Source organism: Candidatus Spechtbacteria bacterium, assembly GCA_016188605.1.
GTDB lineage: Bacteria > Patescibacteriota > Minisyncoccia > Spechtbacterales > JACPHP01 > JACPHP01.
Genome location: JACPHP010000006.1, coordinates 1 through 18,195 on the forward strand (window position 1 = coordinate 1; position 18,195 = coordinate 18,195).

The 18,195-nt window shown below is 43.7% G+C and carries 15 protein-coding genes; all 15 read left to right on the forward strand.

From position 1 onward, the window contains the following. Positions 1–334: 334 nt before the first annotated feature. A complete protein-coding gene (locus HYV65_00950) occupies positions 335–703 on the forward strand; it encodes a response regulator (protein MBI2462787.1) in 369 nt (122 codons plus the stop codon). A gap of 174 nt (positions 704–877) precedes the next feature. Further along, on the forward strand, positions 878–2,629 hold the full coding sequence (gene tadA / locus HYV65_00955) for a Flp pilus assembly complex ATPase component TadA (protein MBI2462788.1): 1,752 nt from the start codon (positions 878–880) through the stop codon (positions 2,627–2,629). A 323-nt stretch (positions 2,630–2,952) separates the two neighbouring features. After that, positions 2,953–4,185 (forward strand): type II secretion system F family protein, encoded by a 1,233-nt coding sequence (locus HYV65_00960; protein ID MBI2462789.1) that lies wholly within the window; start codon positions 2,953–2,955, stop codon positions 4,183–4,185. 113 nt (positions 4,186–4,298) lie between these two features. Further along, positions 4,299–5,192: a type II secretion system protein gene (locus HYV65_00965; GenBank protein MBI2462790.1), complete on the forward strand. Its 894-nt coding sequence runs from the start codon at positions 4,299–4,301 to the stop codon at positions 5,190–5,192. A gap of 83 nt (positions 5,193–5,275) precedes the next feature. Next, positions 5,276–5,767 carry a hypothetical protein gene (locus tag HYV65_00970; GenBank protein ID MBI2462791.1) on the forward strand — a complete coding sequence of 164 codons (492 nt, stop codon included), beginning with the start codon at positions 5,276–5,278 and terminating at the stop codon, positions 5,765–5,767. 326 nt (positions 5,768–6,093) lie between these two features. Further along, complete coding sequence (locus tag HYV65_00975; GenBank protein ID MBI2462792.1) at positions 6,094–6,633, forward strand: prepilin-type N-terminal cleavage/methylation domain-containing protein; 540 nt, start codon at positions 6,094–6,096, stop codon at positions 6,631–6,633. An 87-nt stretch (positions 6,634–6,720) separates the two neighbouring features. Beyond that, positions 6,721–7,128, forward strand: coding sequence for a four helix bundle protein (locus HYV65_00980; protein MBI2462793.1), 408 nt, complete (start codon positions 6,721–6,723; stop codon positions 7,126–7,128). A gap of 68 nt (positions 7,129–7,196) precedes the next feature. Then, complete coding sequence (locus HYV65_00985; GenBank protein MBI2462794.1) at positions 7,197–8,591, forward strand: hypothetical protein; 1,395 nt, start codon at positions 7,197–7,199, stop codon at positions 8,589–8,591. 176 nt (positions 8,592–8,767) lie between these two features. Next, a complete protein-coding gene (locus tag HYV65_00990; GenBank protein MBI2462795.1) occupies positions 8,768–9,289 on the forward strand; it encodes a M48 family metallopeptidase in 522 nt (173 codons plus the stop codon). Between the two features lie 177 nt (positions 9,290–9,466). Further along, positions 9,467–10,345: a Fic family protein gene (locus HYV65_00995; protein ID MBI2462796.1), complete on the forward strand. Its 879-nt coding sequence runs from the start codon at positions 9,467–9,469 to the stop codon at positions 10,343–10,345. 25 nt (positions 10,346–10,370) lie between these two features. Further along, positions 10,371–10,520 carry a hypothetical protein gene (locus HYV65_01000; GenBank protein MBI2462797.1) on the forward strand — a complete coding sequence of 50 codons (150 nt, stop codon included), beginning with the start codon at positions 10,371–10,373 and terminating at the stop codon, positions 10,518–10,520. 201 nt (positions 10,521–10,721) lie between these two features. After that, a complete protein-coding gene (locus HYV65_01005; protein MBI2462798.1) occupies positions 10,722–11,135 on the forward strand; it encodes a response regulator in 414 nt (137 codons plus the stop codon). Between the two features lie 38 nt (positions 11,136–11,173). After that, positions 11,174–11,539 (forward strand): four helix bundle protein, encoded by a 366-nt coding sequence (locus HYV65_01010; GenBank protein MBI2462799.1) that lies wholly within the window; start codon positions 11,174–11,176, stop codon positions 11,537–11,539. 112 nt (positions 11,540–11,651) lie between these two features. Beyond that, positions 11,652–12,872: a hypothetical protein gene (locus HYV65_01015; GenBank protein MBI2462800.1), complete on the forward strand. Its 1,221-nt coding sequence runs from the start codon at positions 11,652–11,654 to the stop codon at positions 12,870–12,872. Then, positions 12,869–18,166, forward strand: a complete 5,298-nt coding sequence (locus HYV65_01020; GenBank protein ID MBI2462801.1) for a fibronectin type III domain-containing protein — start codon at positions 12,869–12,871, stop codon at positions 18,164–18,166. Before HYV65_01015 ends, HYV65_01020 begins: the two co-directional genes overlap by 4 nt. Positions 18,167–18,195 lie beyond the last annotated feature (29 nt).

The window sequence follows — 18,195 nt, forward strand, 5'->3', positions numbered from 1 at the left end:
TCTTTCCAATTTCTTACCTTGTATTTCTTCTTACCTCCTTTACTCTGTTTTCTTGATTGCTTTGATGGTTTATTGTTCATATCATCATTATACCAAGAACGCGGAGTAAGGTAGGTAAGAGGGATTTACTCAACAACGCCACTCAAATCTAAGAACTGACAATCTAACTAGTCGTCCCCAAGTTGGTAAAAGATTTAAAGATTTGATATTTACGATTAAGATTTGAGATTTGCGTTTTGACATTTGAGATAATGAATACTTCATTTATACTTAACCCTAGTAATTATTATCACGACCAACATTAATATATTGTAGCCGTGAATAGTCCAAAATTATGGCAAAAAAAATACTTTTTGTCGAAGACGACCCCGCCTTGCAAAATGCTTTGAAAGAAGCGATCTCAAAAGAAGGTTATGATATTATACAGGCATTTGACGGCCAAGAAGGGTTAGATCGCGCTAAAGAAAATAAGCCGGATCTTATACTTTTAGATTTAATTCTTCCCAAAAAGGATGGCTTCGCTGTCTTGGAGAGTCTTAAAGCTGATGATGGTACCAAGGACATCCCGGTAGTTGTACTCACTAACCTTGAGGGGATTGGCGATGTAGACAGGGCGCTTTCAATGGGCGCTACAACATATTTAGTGAAAGTGCAGTATGAGCTTAATGAGATTGTGGAGAAGGTTAAGGAGATACTGGGATAACAGATAAAAGATAACCTTGCTGATAAAGTTTGGGCAAAAATGTATGCAGCCACGAAGCGCTAAGCGCTTCGGTCTGCATGATTTTACCTCTATGTAATAGCGATTATGCATTACGGGCAACTACTCTTAATGCCCGTAATGCATAATCGCTACATTAAATAAGAGCAAAATCAGATGTTAATAGACGACAAACGCTTGATGGCATTTTTGCTTGACGCAAATATTGCCGATCAGAAACAACTTGATAGCGTGCTTCAGAAAGCAGAAAAAGCTGGCAAGCCATTTGCCGACGAGCTTCTCGCGGAAAATATTGTCAGCGAAGAGCAGTTGATGAAGCTGGAGTCCTATATTTTGGGTATTCCTTTTGTAGATCTTTCGGGTGAAAAAATTGATCCCGAGGTATTAAAGATTATTCCTGAGCCCATCGCGCGTAAAAATCAAATCGTATCATTTCGCAAACAAGGCAGTGAGTTGGAGGTGGCAATGATCGATCCGGAAGATTTGCAAACAATTGACTTTATACGCAAGAAAGCAAGTTTGAAGATTTTGCCGCGGTTAACAAGCCACGCAAGTATTACGCACGCGCTCGGCCAATATCAAGAGAGTCTAGAAACAGAATTTACCGATCTTATCCAGAAAGATTCTACTAAAATATTGGAGACGGTAACAAAAGAGGGGGAGGAAGTACAGCCAGGTGATCTCCAGAAAAAAGCAGAGGAGTTGCCGGTAATTAGAATTGTAGATTCTATCTTGCGCCATGCCGTCTCGCAAAGCGCATCCGATATTCATATAGAGCCAACAGAGAAAGATGTTATAGTCCGTTATCGTATAGATGGTATTCTTCACGATGCCATGATTCTACCTCGTCAGGTGCGGACGGGTATCGTTGCGCGCATCAAGGTTTTATCAAATTTGAAGCTTGATGAAAGCCGCTTGCCGCAAGATGGCCGTTTTATGATACAATCGGAAGAATTTCGTGTTTCGTTTCGTGTATCTGTCCTTCCCGTTTACGATGGAGAAAAACTTGTTATGCGCGTATTACGCGAAGATGTAAAAGGTTTAACGCTTGAAGAAATTGGCTTACGTGGTGAGGCGCTTGAGCGTATCCAGCGAAATATACATAAACCGGTGGGAATGTTTCTCGTTACAGGGCCTACCGGTTCCGGAAAAACAACAACCCTTTACACCGTAATTGATATTCTTAACACGCCCGATGTAAACATTTCTACGATTGAAGATCCTATCGAGTATCGTATGCCTAGGGTAAATCAGACCCAGGTGCGTCCGGAAATTGGCCTTACCTTTGCTAGCGGTTTGCGCTCTCTTGTCCGCCAAGATCCCAACATTCTTATGGTGGGAGAGATCCGCGATGATGAAACGGCAAACCTCGCGATTAACGCCGCGCTGACTGGCCATCTAGTGCTTTCCACCCTTCACACCAATAGCGCTGCGGGCGCTTTACCGCGCTTAATTGATATGGGGCAGGAGCCATTCTTAATTGCCTCTACCGTTAATGTAATTATCGGCCAGAGATTAGTGCGCCGTTTGTGTGAAAGCCGTGAAAAATACAAGCTTTCTAAAAAAGAGCTTACGACATTGAAAAAGGAAATAGATACCGATCGCTTGCTCGCCATTCTAAAACAAGAAAAGATTGTTGAACCAAATACCCAGTGGGAAGATGTGATGTTTTATCGACCTAAACCAATGGAGGATTGCCAAGATGGTTATCGCGGACGAATCGGTATTTATGAAGTGCTTGAAGCAGGCGAGGTTATAAAAAAGCTTATCATGGAATCCGCAAGCTCTGACCAGATTGAGGAGCAGGCTAAAAAAGATGGCATGCTGACAATGCTCGAAGATGGGCTCATGAAAGCAGTGCAGGGAATTACTTCTATTGAGGAGGTATTGAGGGTGATGAGAGAGTAGTTATTAATGCCAAAGTCCAAATGTCAAATTACAAATCAATGACAAATGCCAAATACTAAATGTCAAAAAGTTTTGGACTTTGGCATTTTGGTCTTGACATTCATTTGACATTTGTAATTTGGACTTTGTAATTTTGTCTATATATTATGAATGGTAATTCAGGATTAACTATCATAGAAATAGTGATTGTCATCAATTAATTCCAAAGTCCAAATGTCAAATTACAAATCAATTACAAACACCAAATAATAAATGTCAGAATTTTGAATTTTGGTTTTTGACATTCATTTGACATTTGTAATTTGGACTTTGTAATTTTCATTATGCCTCTTTTTCTTTATCAAGCAAAATCCGCCGACGGCAAAACCGTCATAGGCGAACAGGAAGCAAAAAATAAGGCTGAACTTGCGCATGCGCTAAAAGCTCAAAATTTTTTGTTGATTTTCGCGACTATTAAAAACGCGGCTGGTGGCAAAGAACAAACGGGAATTACTATTCCAAATCCTCTGATTTTTTTTCAAGGCGTGTCTGTAGAGGACAAAATGATGTTTGCCAGCAACCTCGCAATTATGGTGTTTGCGGGAGTTCCTCTCACGCGCGCCTTGGTGACATTATCGCGACAAACGCAAAATGAAGAATTCGTTCGAGCGTTGCTTGATATTGAATCGAATATAAAACAAGGCAAGCAGTTTTCCCAAGCGCTCGCGCAGCATCCCAAAATTTTTAACACCCTTTTTGTGAGTATGGTGTCGGTGGGGGAAGCAAGCGGAACACTGGTGAATGTTCTTAATATTCTTAGCAAACAGTTAAAGAAAGAGCACGAACTTCGTTCGCGCATTAAAGGCGCTCTTATTTATCCCGCCGTTATTATTACCGCGATGGTCGTAATCGGAGTGCTGATGATGGTGTTTGTGATTCCTGTCCTTTCCCATGCGTTTAACGATCTAGCCGTTGATCTGCCCATTACAACACGCGCCATTCTAGGCGCGGGAGGTTTTTTCCAACATTACTGGTGGGCTATCGGGATTGGGACTGCCATAGTCATCTATGGCATAAGGCGTTTTTTCGCAACCAAATTCGGCAGCGATATTTTTGATTGGTTCTTATTGCACGCGTGGCTGCTTAGCGGAGTAAATAAACAAATAAATACCGCGCAATTCTCGCGCACACTCTCCTCCCTTGTTTCGGGCGGCGTGCCTATTCTTGAAAGTTTGCGCATCACAGCCGATACGTTGGGCAATCATTATTACAAAGACTCTCTTGTCACCGCGCGGGAAAATGTGCAGCAAGGCAAAACTCTCCACGAAGCGCTTGATCCATATATCATATTGTATACGCCGCTTGTTATTCAAATGATTGAAGTTGGCGAGGAAACGGGAAAGCTCGCGGATATTCTCAATCAGCTAGCGAGTTTTTACGAGGATGAAGTTTCTAACCTCACGCAAAATCTTTCATCTATTATTGAACCAGTGCTTATGATTGTAATTGGAGTCGCGGTGGGATTTTTTGCCATGTCCATCATCCAGCCGATGTATAGTATTATGAATAAACTGTGATGACAGAATGCAGAATCAAGAATACAGAATACAGAATACAGAATACAGAATACAGGAAAACGCCTCGTAGTTAGTCCCTGTATTCTTAATTCTGTATTCTGTATTCAAAGTTTATGTTTGATAAAAAAACTTTGTATAATCACGAACGCGGATTCACGCTCATAGAGCTTCTCGTTGCTCTAAGCGTTTTTGCAATTCTCATTGCCGTGCCAATGGGAGTTTATTACTCTTTTATTCCCAAAGGCGATTTGAATGGCGACGCTCGCGGGGTGCAAAGCGCTTTGGAACTAGCGCGCAGGCAGACGATAGCATCTAAAGCAAGTACGCAGTACGGGGTACAGATGATCTCTGATAAAGTAGTAATTTTTCCTGGAATAACTTATGACCCAGCCAATTCAGCCAATCAAATAATTCAGCTTGATCCACGTGATGAAATATACGAAATATCTTTGACGGGAGGAGGAAGCGCGGTAGTTTTTAATCGGTTAGATGGCTCAACTGATTATGATGGATATATATCTTTGCGAGTCAAGTCAGATCACGCAATCTATCAAAATCTATATATAGATTCATCTGGAGGGACGAGCTTTGATGCGCCAACAGCTGTTGGCAATGCTAATCTTGTCTCTGATTCTAGGCACGTAGACTTTGTTTTGGGCTGGTCTATCCAAAACGCAACTTCGGTGCAATTGTCTTTCCCCAATATTCCACAAACGCAGACAATCCCAATGGCAGCGTATTTTAATGCGGATAAATCATCATTTGATATGGATTATTCAGTGACGGTTTCCGGAGTAGTCCAGCATTTTCGCATACATACTCTTTCGCTTGATACCATCAACACGACGCTTAGTGTTTTCCGCGATAGAAACGGAGGAGAGAATAATCAAAGAGTAATTCTAAATATTATAGACGGTGGAGTGACTAAACCAATCGCCACTTATTTAGCCGACGCGCCAGATACGGTTCAGGTTGGGGCTTATGGAGGGACGATGACGGTGCAATAAATAGAATACAGAATCAAGAATACAGGAAAATGCCTCGTAGTTAGTCCCTGTATTCTTAATTCTGTATTCTGTATTCAAAGTTTATGTTTGATAAAAAAACTTTATCTAATCACGAACGTGGATTAACTATTATAGAGATCCTCATCGTCATCGCGATTGTCACAACCGCATTCGTCGGTATGCTTCAGCTTACATCATACGGAGCGAGAAGCGAGGGATCGGCTAAAGATACTGTCGCGGCGTATCTTTTGGCGCGGCAAACATTGGAAGCGGCAAGATTTGTGAGGGATGATAGCTGGGCAACGTTTTCCAGCCTTTCTATCGGCGCCACATATTATCCGGTGCAATCCGGCGGCAAGTGGACATTAAGCGCGTCAAACCCCGGCGCAATAGATGGCTTCACCCCATCGTTAGTTCTAAATCAAGTTTATCGCGACGCAAATCATAATATCGTTTCGTCTGGCGGTTCGCTTGATGCGGGCACGCTTAATGTTGTTGCTTCGGTAGAATGGACGGCGCGTGGAGGAGCGGCACGGACTGTTACGCTGGAAACATACTTAGCTAATATTCAATGATAATCTCAAATCTCAAAAATCAAAACTCAAATCTGAATCTAAAAAATTATAATATAACTAACGCTAAGATTAGTAGATTTTCCGCCCGAGGCGCCTGTCCGCCTCTGGCGGGGATCAGCCTTAGCGTAAAATTACATTTTGTTGTAATTTTTGTTAAACGTAGAAATACATTCTCTTGCGTAAAGCAACGTGGTTGCCACCGTAGAGGTGCGTGGCACCCACGGTGCTTTACGCACGCAACTCTACTGTATTTCTTGCTTTGGCTGAAAGATTTGAGTTGTAGTTTTGCGATTTGAGATTTGAGTTTTGAGATAACAATACTAACCATGCAAATGTCTCCACGCAATAACAAAGGCCTCACAATCATTGAGCTAATAGTCTACATCGGTCTGCTTGCGCTTGTCATAGCACTCACCAGCCAATTCATACTGGGAATTTTGCGTGCCAATATCAGCGGAGGCGCGCAAGAAGAGTTAGTTTCAAGTATTGAGCAGGCGACAGATGCGATTGATAGGGAGCTGCGCGGCGCAACAGCAGTATACACGCCAACAAGCGTATTTAATGCACATCCGGGTCAGCTTAGTCTTTCTACTGCCCAGCATCTTCCTGCCGGAGAGCAAGTAACTTATATCGATTTTTTTCTTAGCGATGACGGCAGAATATGCATGAAGCAAGAAAGTCTAGTATCTCAATGTTTTACATCACAGAAAATTCAGGTTACAAGTTTGAAATTCGTCAGGCTTGTTACCTCGGGAGGCGTGGAAGCGGTGCAGACTTTAATAACAGCAAAATATCGTAGCGACCAACCTAATTTGCAAACACCATATAGCGTGCAGACGACGACGGTGATTAGAGCCGGCGAATAACGCATTACTATGAATACAGAATCAAGAATACAGCGGCAAAATGTCAAAGCCTAAATTACAAACAATAATATTTTAAGTAGGAGTAATATGTTATCTCAAAACTCAAATCTCAAATCGCAAACCTACAACGCAAATCTAAAATCTAACGATGTCAAAGCGCGTGCCTATCATTTTTCGTTAGAGATTATTAAATTTGTTAATGCGCTTCCCAATAAAAGAGCTTTTTGGTCTATTGGTGATCAAGTATTAAGATCTACAACGTCCATCGGTGCAAATATGATAGAGGGGAAAGCTTCAAGTTCTAAACGCGAATTTATTAAATTTTATGAAATTGCCTTAAAATCGGCTAATGAAACTAAATATTGGATTTGTTTATTGAGAGATTCTTATCCAGACTTAAAAGAAGAGTGTTCGGATCTTTTGAAAGAGGCTATGGAAATTAGCAATATGTTGGGTTCGAGTGTTTTAACACTCAAGGGCAAGAAAAAGTTTTAAGATTTTAGTTGTAGATTTGAGTTTTGCCATTTGAGTTTTGAGATATGTATCATTTAATTATTTTTATAATGTTCCCACGACCAACAACTCAATCTAAACATACATTGCATCACGACAGCCGCGGCGTCGTCGCTTTGTTTCTCGTCGTTATGGTTTTGGCAGTGGCATCAATACTTTCTCTTTCCTTATCACTCGTATATCTAAATCGCATTAAATCATTTGAAGCATTTGGCAAATCACAGCAAGCATATTTTGCTTCAGAGGGAGGCACGGAGGATGCGGTGTACAGAATAAAGAATAATTTTGCGATACCAGCAAGCTACACGTTGGCTGTTGGCGGCGCGCAAACGGATGTTACAACCACAACAAACGGCAACCAAAAAACAATTCAAGCCCGCGGTATGGTAAATGGCTACACACGCGCGACGCAAGCATCACTTACGCTTAGCTCCGTTAATCCTTCTTTTTATTACGGCGCGCAGGTTGGAGGGGGGGGAATAGAGATGGGCGAGAATAGTACCATAGAAGGCGCGGAAGGAAGCGCGGGTAATGTTTATTCCAATGGGGCCGTGAGCGGAGAAAACAAAGCAAAAGTTACCGGTGATCTTATAGTGGCCACCAGTATTGACTCTGTGGTTGTGCTTGGCGACGCTAAAGCAAACGCTATCATTAATAGCAAAATTTGCGGCGACGCTTATTATCAATCAATTGATTCAAGCTCACTTAATTTTTTAAATAGCCCTTCTTCTCCCTCTTGCCCCTCGCCACCAACAAATGGAGTCGCGTATCCAGGCTCGTCCGATCCTCCTGTGCAAAATTTACCCATATCACAAGCTAACATTGACCAATGGAAGCAGGACGGCGCGGTCGGCGGCATAATCAATGGAAACTGCGGCGACAGCGGCGTGCCAGAATGTGTCATAAACGATGACGGCACGCTTTCCCTAGGTCCCAAAAAGATTATTGGCAACCTCGTTCTTACCAAGAAGCAGACCCTTGTTATTACCGGAACACTTTATGTTCAAGGTCACATAGACCTTGATAGCAGCGGCGGCGCCACAATAAAATGCGACCAAGCATATGGCGCGCAGGGATGCGTCGTCGTCACAGATAGCTGGATTCATATTAAAAACAATTCAATTTTTCAAGGATCGGGCGCGCAAGGGAGTTATTTGATATTTGTAAGTACGCTGGCTGGCTGCAACGGAGGAGATCAAGAACCGCAATGCACTCATCATAATGCCGCGGTTGACATCCATAACAACGCCACAGGCGCGATATTTTACGTACCCGATTCCATGGCGAATCTTCATAATGGTGTGACTGTTACAGAGCTTACTGCATACAAATTGAATTTGGATAATGGCGCGAGCGTGCAATACGAACAAGGGCTATTCGATTCCTCATTTTCTTCTGGGCCAGGAGCGTCGTTTAATATAATCGGTTGGGAGGAGATACCGTGATTTTTATTTTCAATAATTTACTAACTAGTGGTGATGCTTGAGATTGAGGCGGGAATATTTGAGGTTAAACCTTTAAGGATTCCCGCCAGTTTAAAATACGTGCCGTGCAAAAACACCTAACTCTGCCCAACCAAAACCTCACCTACACTCTCCGCAAAAGCCTAAGGGCGCGACGGATGCGGATCTCGGTTCACTTGGACGGGTCCGTGGTGGTGACTACTCCTTATTCTCTGCGGGAAAATGTTGCCGAGCGGTTTTTGCGCGAAAAGATGGACTGGATACTGGCTAAGCTCGCTTTCTTTAAGCAGTTTGATGCGCCCAAGTCGCAAGGGGGGTTGCGCGGTCAGCATGTGCGCCTTGGGCGCAGCGATTATCTAAAGCACAAAGACAGCGCGTTCGCGTTAGTACAGCAAAAAGCAGAATATTTTGCCCAGCAGTACGCCTGTAAGTACAATAGAATCAGCATCAAAGACCAGAAGACTTGCTGGGGTAGCTGTTCTCAAAAAGCTAACCTCAACTTTAACTACAAAATTATCTTCCTGCCAGAAAATATTCAAAACTACATAGTCGTGCACGAGCTGTGCCATTTAAAACAGCTTAACCACTCCAAAATTTTTTGGTCGCTAGTAGCTCAAACAATTTCAAACTACAAAGAAATTAAAAAAGAGTTAAGAAAGACTGGCGTTAGTTTTTACTAAGATATTTATAATTATCTCGGTGGCGACCCGCAGCTGCAGGGTCGCCACCGAGGAGCTAGAGAGTAAAAACTAGCCATAATCGTGAAAAGTGTTTGTTTTTAACCATATTTTCACGGTTATGTTGACAAAATCGTGAAAAGAAGTATAATGACAATATATTGTTAAACAACACTTCGCATGGCAAAAATACTCAATATTTTTAATAAAGTGAGCTCTCTCCGAGAAAGATACTATAAAGCGTCTGTTGGCAAAGACGCGCTTATTAAGCTGATATCTGAAACTGAAGTCGCTGAACAGGTGTACAATTCGAATGCTATAGAAAACAGCACTCTTACTCTTGAGGAAACTGAAAAAATACTTCTTCAAATTGATCTGGATAGATACATTACGGAACGAGAACTTTTTGAGGCAAAGAATTTAGCCAGAGTTGTATTATATATAGATAAAAGAGCCAAAGAACAAGAACTTACGCTTGAAGTAATTTTGTCGCTTCATAAGATGTTGATTTCTAATATTCGTGACGATGTTGCCGGAAGATTTAGGAAAGACGACGAATATGTTCGTGTCGCCAACCACATTGCAGTCAATCCAAAAGAAGTAGTGGATCTTCTTACAAAAATGCTGACAGAATACAACAGCGCAAGTCATGAAAATATAATCAAACGAATAGCAAAATTACATCTTATTTTTGAATATATCCATCCATTCGTCGATGGTAATGGCCGTATTGGGCGTGTCATTAATAACTATTTACTGATACGAGAAGGATTTGTGCCAGTAAATATCAAATTCATTGATAGAAAATTATACTACGAAGCATTCAAAGAATTTGATGAAAAAAGTGCAGTTACTATTATGGAAGAAATAGTAGGAAGGGCGCTTGCCAATAGCTACCATAAACGACTAGCGTATCTTGAGGGCAAAAAGATCATTACTCTTGTTGATTATGCAAAAGATAACAAGCTTTCACATTCGAATCTTATAAATAAGGCCAATAGACAAACCATCGAAGCATTTTTGGAAAAGAATGTTTGGAAAATTGGCGTGGATTATTGATAGATAATTATTCTAGATTAATAGTATGGCTAAGAAACAAAAAATCATTCCTAGTAAAATTTTGCAATTCAAGATTACCTCGAATGATAGTTCTCCGCGGATATGGAGGCGTATTTTGGTGCCTAGCGGCTATACTTTTTTTGATTTGCACAAGGAATATGAGCGCGGTTTATAATTGATGCTTTTATGATTACTGTGGATAATTCCGCCTCCTTGCGCGACTTTTTTAATTTCGGCTGTGGTATAATAACTACAGAATACAGAATACAGAATAGTGAATCATGAATCATGGATAGCGTGTACAGTATTCACAATTCACAATTCATCTGTTCGCTAATCTTTTTAAGCTCACAACCAAACAGTTAATAATAATACTATGAAGTCTATCGTAATCATCGACGACAACAAAAATTTTCTTGAAATGTACAAGATGCAGGGGGAGCATGATGGCTTTGCCGTCTTTGAAAGCGATGAGGGAGACAAGGGAATAGAGCTTATTAAAGCAAAACAGCCGGACATCATATTGTTAGACCTAGTAATGGCTCCCAAAGACGGATACGAGGTGTTAAAAGAAATAAAGACCAATGAACTCACGGCTCATATTCCGGTTATAGTAGTAACAAACATAGACAATGAAAAGGATAAACAAGCAGCCCACACTCTTGGCGCTGTTGCATATTGTCTAAAATCAGATTACACCCCCAAGACTTTATTTGAAAAAGTAGATGAGGTGCTAGGCAAATCTTTTTCCTCTGCCAAGCCAGCTTCCAGGGTTAAGGTGAAAGCATAGAACTAAATGTCAAAATCCAAATGCCAAATGTCAAATCAATGTCAAAATCCCAAGATCAACCCAGCCCAAAGAATTATGATTTAGGGGAAAGGACAGCAAGGTTTGGAGAAAGAATTATTATTTTCTGTGGGAAAATATCAAAAAATGCCGTCACTACTCCAATTATCAGCCAATTAGTAAGGTCTGGCACGAGCATTGGAGCAAACTATTGTGAAGCAGATGGCGCTGAAAGTAAAAAAGATTTTAAGCATAAAATAGGAATCTGCAAAAAAGAAGCCAAAGAAACAATGTATTGGTTAAGGATGACTTCCACAATCGCTCCAGAATTAGTACGTGAAGCTAGAGATTTATGGAAAGAGTCCAAGGAACTAACTCTAATTTTTTCCGCTATTAACAAGAAGTGAATTATCAATGTCAAAATCCAAAACTTTTAACATTAGGGCATTTGGATTTGATTTGACATTTGACATTTGAGCTTTGACATTTTAAATCATAGACTTTTAACTTAAGTAACCCATGTTAGCCTCTCTCGCTAATTTATATAATCGCATCAAGGGATACATCTCCTCCCGTCTCACCAAGGAGGAGGTAAAAGCCCATTTTCTTCAAACGCGCCTGTTTGCCGCCCGTGTCTTTCTTTCTCTGCTCTTCAGCCCTACCGAGAGCTTTAACTTCTTCACCCAGCAAAACAGAGTGGAGGTGGTAACCGAATCCTTTTACGCGCATAAGGAGTTCCAGGAAAAAGCCCGTCTATTCTCCACCAGCACTTTGGCAGTTATTGTGTCTTCCGTCGTTATTATCAGTCTCTTTCTTAATCTCATCATCTCGCCAGTGCTTGTCGGCAGAGCGGCCACTTTTACCAACACATGGACTTCCTACAATGATTTTAACTATAAAAGTGGCGGAACAGGAACCGTGTCCACGCAAAGCAATGTGGTTATCGCGGATTCCGGCAATGCCACTAATGCGAGCCTGGGAACAGTGAAGCTTCCATTTTCTTCCACGGTTGTTGAAAACGGAGATGACGCCGCGCAATGGTCTGGAACAAACATTACCGTATCCCAGGAAACCACAGACAAGCAAGAAGGAACCGGCAGTGTGAAGATGGTGCAGGCTGTTGCCGAAGTAATTGACGGAGGAGACGGATCAGACGGGGCAATTGATCTGGCCAATGGTGGAAGTGCAGGAGGCTGTACAGGTACCGGCTTAGCCTGGACCGTAGAAACTTCCACCTGTACTATAAATCTTAACACCAAAAACACCTTTAACTTTACCACTGTTGATATTCCTGTAGGCACTTCTTTAACCATTAATGGTCCCTATACCACAGTACCTTCTGCGATTGCTACACTCAACGCTACCGGCAATGTGACAATTGCCGGTACGGTTAATCTAGGCGGTAAGGGTTATAGGGGTGGTCAAACACATTATAGCGCTGGGTATGGTCCTTGTGGGGGTAATGTGGGTAATTATTCTAATGGTGGGGGCGGCGGCGGGTTTGGAGGTACGGGAGGTACCGGTATTTCGAGCATTACTGGAGGAAATAATAATTGTACTAATGATCACGGCAATGGTGGCGGAGATGGATATTCTAATGGTGGTAATGGCGGGGGAGGTATAACAATCAACAGTGCCACCACGATTACTGTATCAGGAGTCATTAATGCTAATGGTAATATTGGCGTCGATATTTCATCTAGTGGAAAGTCTAGCGGGGGGGGGGCTCTGGCGGCATGATTAACTTAAATGCCGATACCATTAATATTTCTGGTACAGTTAATGCCGATGGCGGAAGAGGCGGCACGTCCAACAGTACTGGTAAGGGCGGCGGAGGTGGCGGAGGAAGGATAGCACTTAATTATCACAATTCTAGTATAAATCCTGTCCCAACAGTTATCGCAGGCGCTGGAGGTAATCCTGGTGCGACCAATGGTGTTTTAACCCAAACAATGTCGGTTGGCCCTGGCACCGCCACCGTCACCAAATCTCCCGCGCTTGATTTATCCAGCCATCCTTTATTTAAGTTTTGGATCAAATCCTCCCGCACCGGCCAATATATGCAGATGCAGATGGGAGAAAGCAGCGCTTCCGAGAATACATATAATATTACAATAAACTCCGCGGACACGTGGGAACAAAAAACCTGGGATATCTCCGGCATAGCGGATGCCAGCAAAGACGCCATCACCAAAGTAGCGCTCGCGGTAACGGACGCAACCTCCGGCTTCACCGCATATCTTGACGATCTAAACGCGGAAGGATATCCCGCGTCCGGCACTGTCTCGGGCCTCATTGTTGACGCTTCGGCAACTTCAACGTGGGGCGCGCTTAGCTGGTCGGCAGACACTGCTCCAGCGGGCACCTCGGTAAAGTTTCGCGTACGCACCGCTTCCAGCGTTGACGGCAGCAATAATCTTGTTTCTCCCACTGATTGGTCGTTGGATGTCACAACCTCTCCCACCACGCTTTCAGTGACAGATAACAGATACGCCGAACTGGAAATTACTCTGGCAACCACAGATCTATCAAACACCCCTACGCTTAACGAGGTTCTTTTAACCTATGTCCGCAACGCTCCGCCAGAATTTGATTCAACATTTGGCGGAGGAGTGGGAGTAACCGTATCAGAGAATGCTAACGGCACTGCTACTATCACCTACTCTGTCAGAGACGAAGACACAAACAGTAACAACACCTCTGTTGCCTCTGGTTCCATGACAGGCAAGATTCGCCCCATACAATCAGACAACACATCTTCCGGCTTTGAATACAACACCGGCAGTGGCTGGAACACAATTACAACAACATACCTAAGCAATGGTACGGCAGACATAGACAGGAAGAGTGTTGATACCACGGTTTGCAACCCAATTACTTCTACCTGCCCTTCATATACCCAATACACAGCTATCTGGGACGCTAAATCGCAAATCCCAGGGGTATATACCGCGTCAGCTCAAGTAAGAGTAACTGCTAATGACAACGAAGGAGTAAGCAATACCGCTACTGCCACAGTCAGCAACATCACCATAGACACCAAGAACCCGGACTACACCGGTATCGTGCCTATTGCCCTTGATGCTGCCAACAATCAACTGACGCTTAAAATTACTGATGATTCCGCTACGTCAATGAAGATTTCCAATAATTCTGGCTTGACTGCGGATGGCTCTAATGATGATTCAGGAAGCTTCATTGCTTATGGCACAGACGCAAATTCTGATGGATACGGCGACACGCCGCTGTCAGCTACCGTTACAAAATCATGGACACCTACTTCAGGCACTACGTCATCGGTATACGCGCAGTACAAAGATCTCTATGGCAATACCACTTCTACAGTGAGCGCCACTACTCCGGTACAGCCGCAGAATATGGTTATCAGGGATTTAAGCAATGTTGCCACTTCGGAATACCGTATTTTTGTTGTATGGCAGGAAACAAATCCCGCTCCAACTCCAGGATTTAAGCACTACAGGGTGATGAGATCCACTAACGACGAGAGTGGCTATGCCCAATATGGCAGTCTCATTACTGATATTGAGACCAACTACATTTTAGATGAAACAGTAGTAGCCAATACCACCTATTATTACAAGATCTACGTGGAAGATAATGATGGAAACAGATCAAAATATTCCGCGTCAGTTTATGACAAAGCAGATGGCCAAGGCGGTACAGACGCAACGCCTCCCACGATTACAGTCGCGCCTTCCGCCGGCACACCAGGCACGCAACAGGCAACCATTACTTGGACAACGGACGAGCTTTCAAATTCCACGGTGCGTTATTCTACTGCCGCGTATTCCACGGATTCTAATTGGGGCACACCCAGCACATCGGCCACAATGGCGGCAAGCCACTCAATTACTCTCACAGGTCTTACACCATCTACCACTTACAGATTCAGAATTAGCTCCACCGACCCATCTTCTAACTCTGTTACCGATGATAATTCCGGCGCCGGTTATTCTTTTACCACTGCCACCGGCCCGACTATTTCCACTGTCAGTGTGACGGACATTACCAATACTACCGCGCAAGTTGTTTGGACAACCGACGCTTCCTCAAATTCAGTCGTTGATTATTCCACTAACTCTGATCTGTCTTCATCATCAACCACCACAGTATCAACTCCCGCGACCAGCCATGCCGTTCCTCTTTCTGGGCTTACCCCGGGAACAAAATATTTTTTCCAAGTGCGTTCGGCTGATGCTGTTAACCCAGCTAACATCTCTACCAATAATAACGGGGAAAACTATTATTATTTCACCACTATCAACGACACCACTGCTCCCGTCATCTCCGCGGTGGATGCGGTGAACAAAGGAGAAACCTTTGCCTCTATCATATGGACTACAGACGAAGCAGCCACTAGCCAGGTGGAATACGGTCTGACCAGCGCCTATGGGGCAACTACCACGGAAAACACTGATTTGGTAACTTCTCACGGCGTTCGCCTCACCGGCCTTACTGCCAACACCACACACCATTATCGTGTAATTAGTAAAGATGGGTCCAACAATTCTACCACCGGAGGAGACAACACATTTTCCACGACTCTTGCCGCGGGTGTTGATGCCACCGCTCCTGTTGTCAGCACGGTTACAATTAGCCCAATTTACAGCACGCAGGCGACGGTTACCTGGACCACTAACGAACAATCTACTTCTATTGTTGATTATTCCACCGACCTTTCTTTTGCCAGTTCAAAACAGGATACTTCCATTGGCACCAGCCACTCCGTGACAATTACCGGCCTTACACCTAACACTGCTTACAAAGCGCGCGTGCGTTCCGTGGACTCCGCGGAAAATAGTGTTACAGACGATAATTCAAGCGCGGGATATCCCTTCACCACCACTCCCGGCGCGGTAATTTCCGCTGTCAGTGTTTCCTCCACTTCGGGCGTTAGCGCCACAGTTACTTGGACTACTGATATTTCCTCTAACTCGTATGTGGATTACTCCACAAACTCCAGTCTTTCTAATTCTGCCACAGCATCATCTGATCTGTCTGCTACCAAGCATTCCATCAATATTACCAACCTTACCCCTGCTTCCAAGTACTATTTCAGGGTGCGTTCTATCGCGACGATAGATAGTGTCTCAAGAACCGCGCTTGATGATAACGGAGGGAGCTATTATTACTTTAGCACCACTCTTGACACCACTGCTCCCGTTATCTCCGCGGTGGATGCGGTGAACAAAGGAGAAACCTTTGCTTCTATAATATGGACTACAGACGAAGCAGCCAGCAGCCAGGTGGAATACGGCTTGACTACTGCTTATGGAAGTTCCACCACGGAAAACACCGATTCGGTAACTTCTCACGGCGTTCGCCTCACTGGCCTTACTTCAGACACTACCTATCACTACCGCGTTATCAGCAAAGACGCGTCCAATAATTCTGCCACGAGCGCGGATGATGTGTTCACAACCGTTGCTCCGGCAACCGCGCTTACAGGAGGAGGTGGCGGCGGAGGAGAGATGAAAGATGTTACTTCCCCAACAATTTCTGGCATCATTGCTAAAGTGTTGGATTCCGCATCGGCGCTAGTTAGCTGGACCACTAACGAATTGAGCACCGGATTTGTGGAATACAAAACTTCCGACCAAAAAGTATTTTACATTGATGGAGACTTTGATCCTTCTCTGGAGCACAAGGTAGAAATTTCTCGGTTGAAACCTTCAACCGCGTATACTTATCGTGTTGCCAGCCAAGATAGCTATGGCAATCTGGCGCGTTCTCTCAATCGCACGTTTAAGACAGAGGCAGAAGAAAAACTAGTCACAGCATCCTCCCCAGAGACAACAAAGCCCGCAGAGGAAAAGGCTGCTGAACAAAAGGCTCCGGAACAAAAACCTGTTGAAGAGGTGGCGCAAACAACGCCAACTGCGCCCGTCTCGCCAATTACACCAGCTTCACCCGTGGTTGCGGAGGTTGTGACACAGGCAAAAAGCGTAATTACCGAGGGAATTAAGGCAATTTTGGAAGTGGGGGGTGTTGATCCGGCAAAAATTGTTAATGATGCTCTTGAGCAGGCCAGTAAAGCTATTTTGCCTCCACGCATAGTTGGCCCACTGCCAACTATTGAACTAAGCCCAACTTCTGCCGTGATTCGTTGGAACACAGACAAAAGGGCAAATTCTCTGGTTGCTTTCGCGGAAGTACAAGACTACAAACAAACAAGAGAGGAGCCATACACGCAAGTCGTGGGAAATTATGATGAACGCGTAACATTGCACGAAGTAAGGGTTCTAAACCTTAAGCCCGCGACCACCTATTATTATCAAGTGCGAAGCAGTAGTTTCGTTGGTAAAGTAGGGACATCGGATAACCTCAAATTTACCACTCCCGCGGAAACGCCAGTTATTTCACAACCAATGCCAAAGATTATCGGAGAGAATTCCGCAACTATTACCTGGAGCACTAATCTTCCCACGGATTCCATTGTCCGCTACGCTCCTATTATTGGAGGCAAAGCCCAATCAGATCAATCAAGGGTGCAAGGTAGTCCGGAATTTGTGACATCTCACGCGGTGACCATTACAGGCCTTAACCCTGGCACTCGATATGATGTTGAGGTAATAAGCAAAGACGCGTTTGGCAACCAGGTTATTGAAAAACTTTTTCCCATAAATACCGGAGAAGACAAGGAGGCGCCTGTGATTTCCCAAATTCGCACCAGTACCGCGGTTGTTCCCGGTAAAACCATAACAATTCAAACGATTATTTCTTGGAAGACAGACGAGCCGGCAACAAGCCAGGTGACATGGCAAGAGGGATCGTCGGAGAACAAAGCGCTTGAACGTACCACGCCGCTACTTGCTGATCTTACAACCGACCATTTGGTGGTTATTACGCAATTCCGACCTGCTACAGTGTATCGCTTCTCCGCGCAATCCAAAGACGCGGCTGGCAATGAGACAACATCCAGAACATTTACTATCTTGACTCCAAGACAAGATCAAACGGTACTTCAAATCATTGTCAAAAATTTCCAGGACATATTCCCGTTTACGAAGTAGGTCGTCAATAACATAAAACTCCCCGCTCG

What these genes read in the sequence shown, in the direction of transcription:
- HYV65_01010 (MBI2462799.1), top strand. Translation starts at nt 11,174, where the DNA reads ATGTCAAAATCCCAAGATCAACCCAGCCCAAAGAATTATGATTTAGGG.
- HYV65_00965 (MBI2462790.1), top strand. Translation starts at nt 4,299, where the DNA reads ATGTTTGATAAAAAAACTTTGTATAATCACGAACGCGGATTCACGCTC.
- HYV65_01005 (MBI2462798.1), top strand. Translation starts at nt 10,722, where the DNA reads ATGAAGTCTATCGTAATCATCGACGACAACAAAAATTTTCTTGAAATG.
- HYV65_00985 (MBI2462794.1), top strand. Translation starts at nt 7,197, where the DNA reads ATGTTCCCACGACCAACAACTCAATCTAAACATACATTGCATCACGAC.
- HYV65_01015 (MBI2462800.1), top strand. Translation starts at nt 11,652, where the DNA reads ATGTTAGCCTCTCTCGCTAATTTATATAATCGCATCAAGGGATACATC.
- HYV65_00995 (MBI2462796.1), top strand. Translation starts at nt 9,467, where the DNA reads ATGGCAAAAATACTCAATATTTTTAATAAAGTGAGCTCTCTCCGAGAA.
- HYV65_00950 (MBI2462787.1), top strand. Translation starts at nt 335, where the DNA reads ATGGCAAAAAAAATACTTTTTGTCGAAGACGACCCCGCCTTGCAAAAT.
- HYV65_00990 (MBI2462795.1), top strand. Translation starts at nt 8,768, where the DNA reads ATGCGGATCTCGGTTCACTTGGACGGGTCCGTGGTGGTGACTACTCCT.
- HYV65_01000 (MBI2462797.1), top strand. Translation starts at nt 10,371, where the DNA reads ATGGCTAAGAAACAAAAAATCATTCCTAGTAAAATTTTGCAATTCAAG.
- HYV65_00975 (MBI2462792.1), top strand. Translation starts at nt 6,094, where the DNA reads ATGCAAATGTCTCCACGCAATAACAAAGGCCTCACAATCATTGAGCTA.
- HYV65_01020 (MBI2462801.1), top strand. Translation starts at nt 12,869, where the DNA reads ATGATTAACTTAAATGCCGATACCATTAATATTTCTGGTACAGTTAAT.
- HYV65_00970 (MBI2462791.1), top strand. Translation starts at nt 5,276, where the DNA reads ATGTTTGATAAAAAAACTTTATCTAATCACGAACGTGGATTAACTATT.
- HYV65_00980 (MBI2462793.1), top strand. Translation starts at nt 6,721, where the DNA reads ATGTTATCTCAAAACTCAAATCTCAAATCGCAAACCTACAACGCAAAT.
- HYV65_00960 (MBI2462789.1), top strand. Translation starts at nt 2,953, where the DNA reads ATGCCTCTTTTTCTTTATCAAGCAAAATCCGCCGACGGCAAAACCGTC.
- tadA (MBI2462788.1), top strand. Translation starts at nt 878, where the DNA reads ATGTTAATAGACGACAAACGCTTGATGGCATTTTTGCTTGACGCAAAT.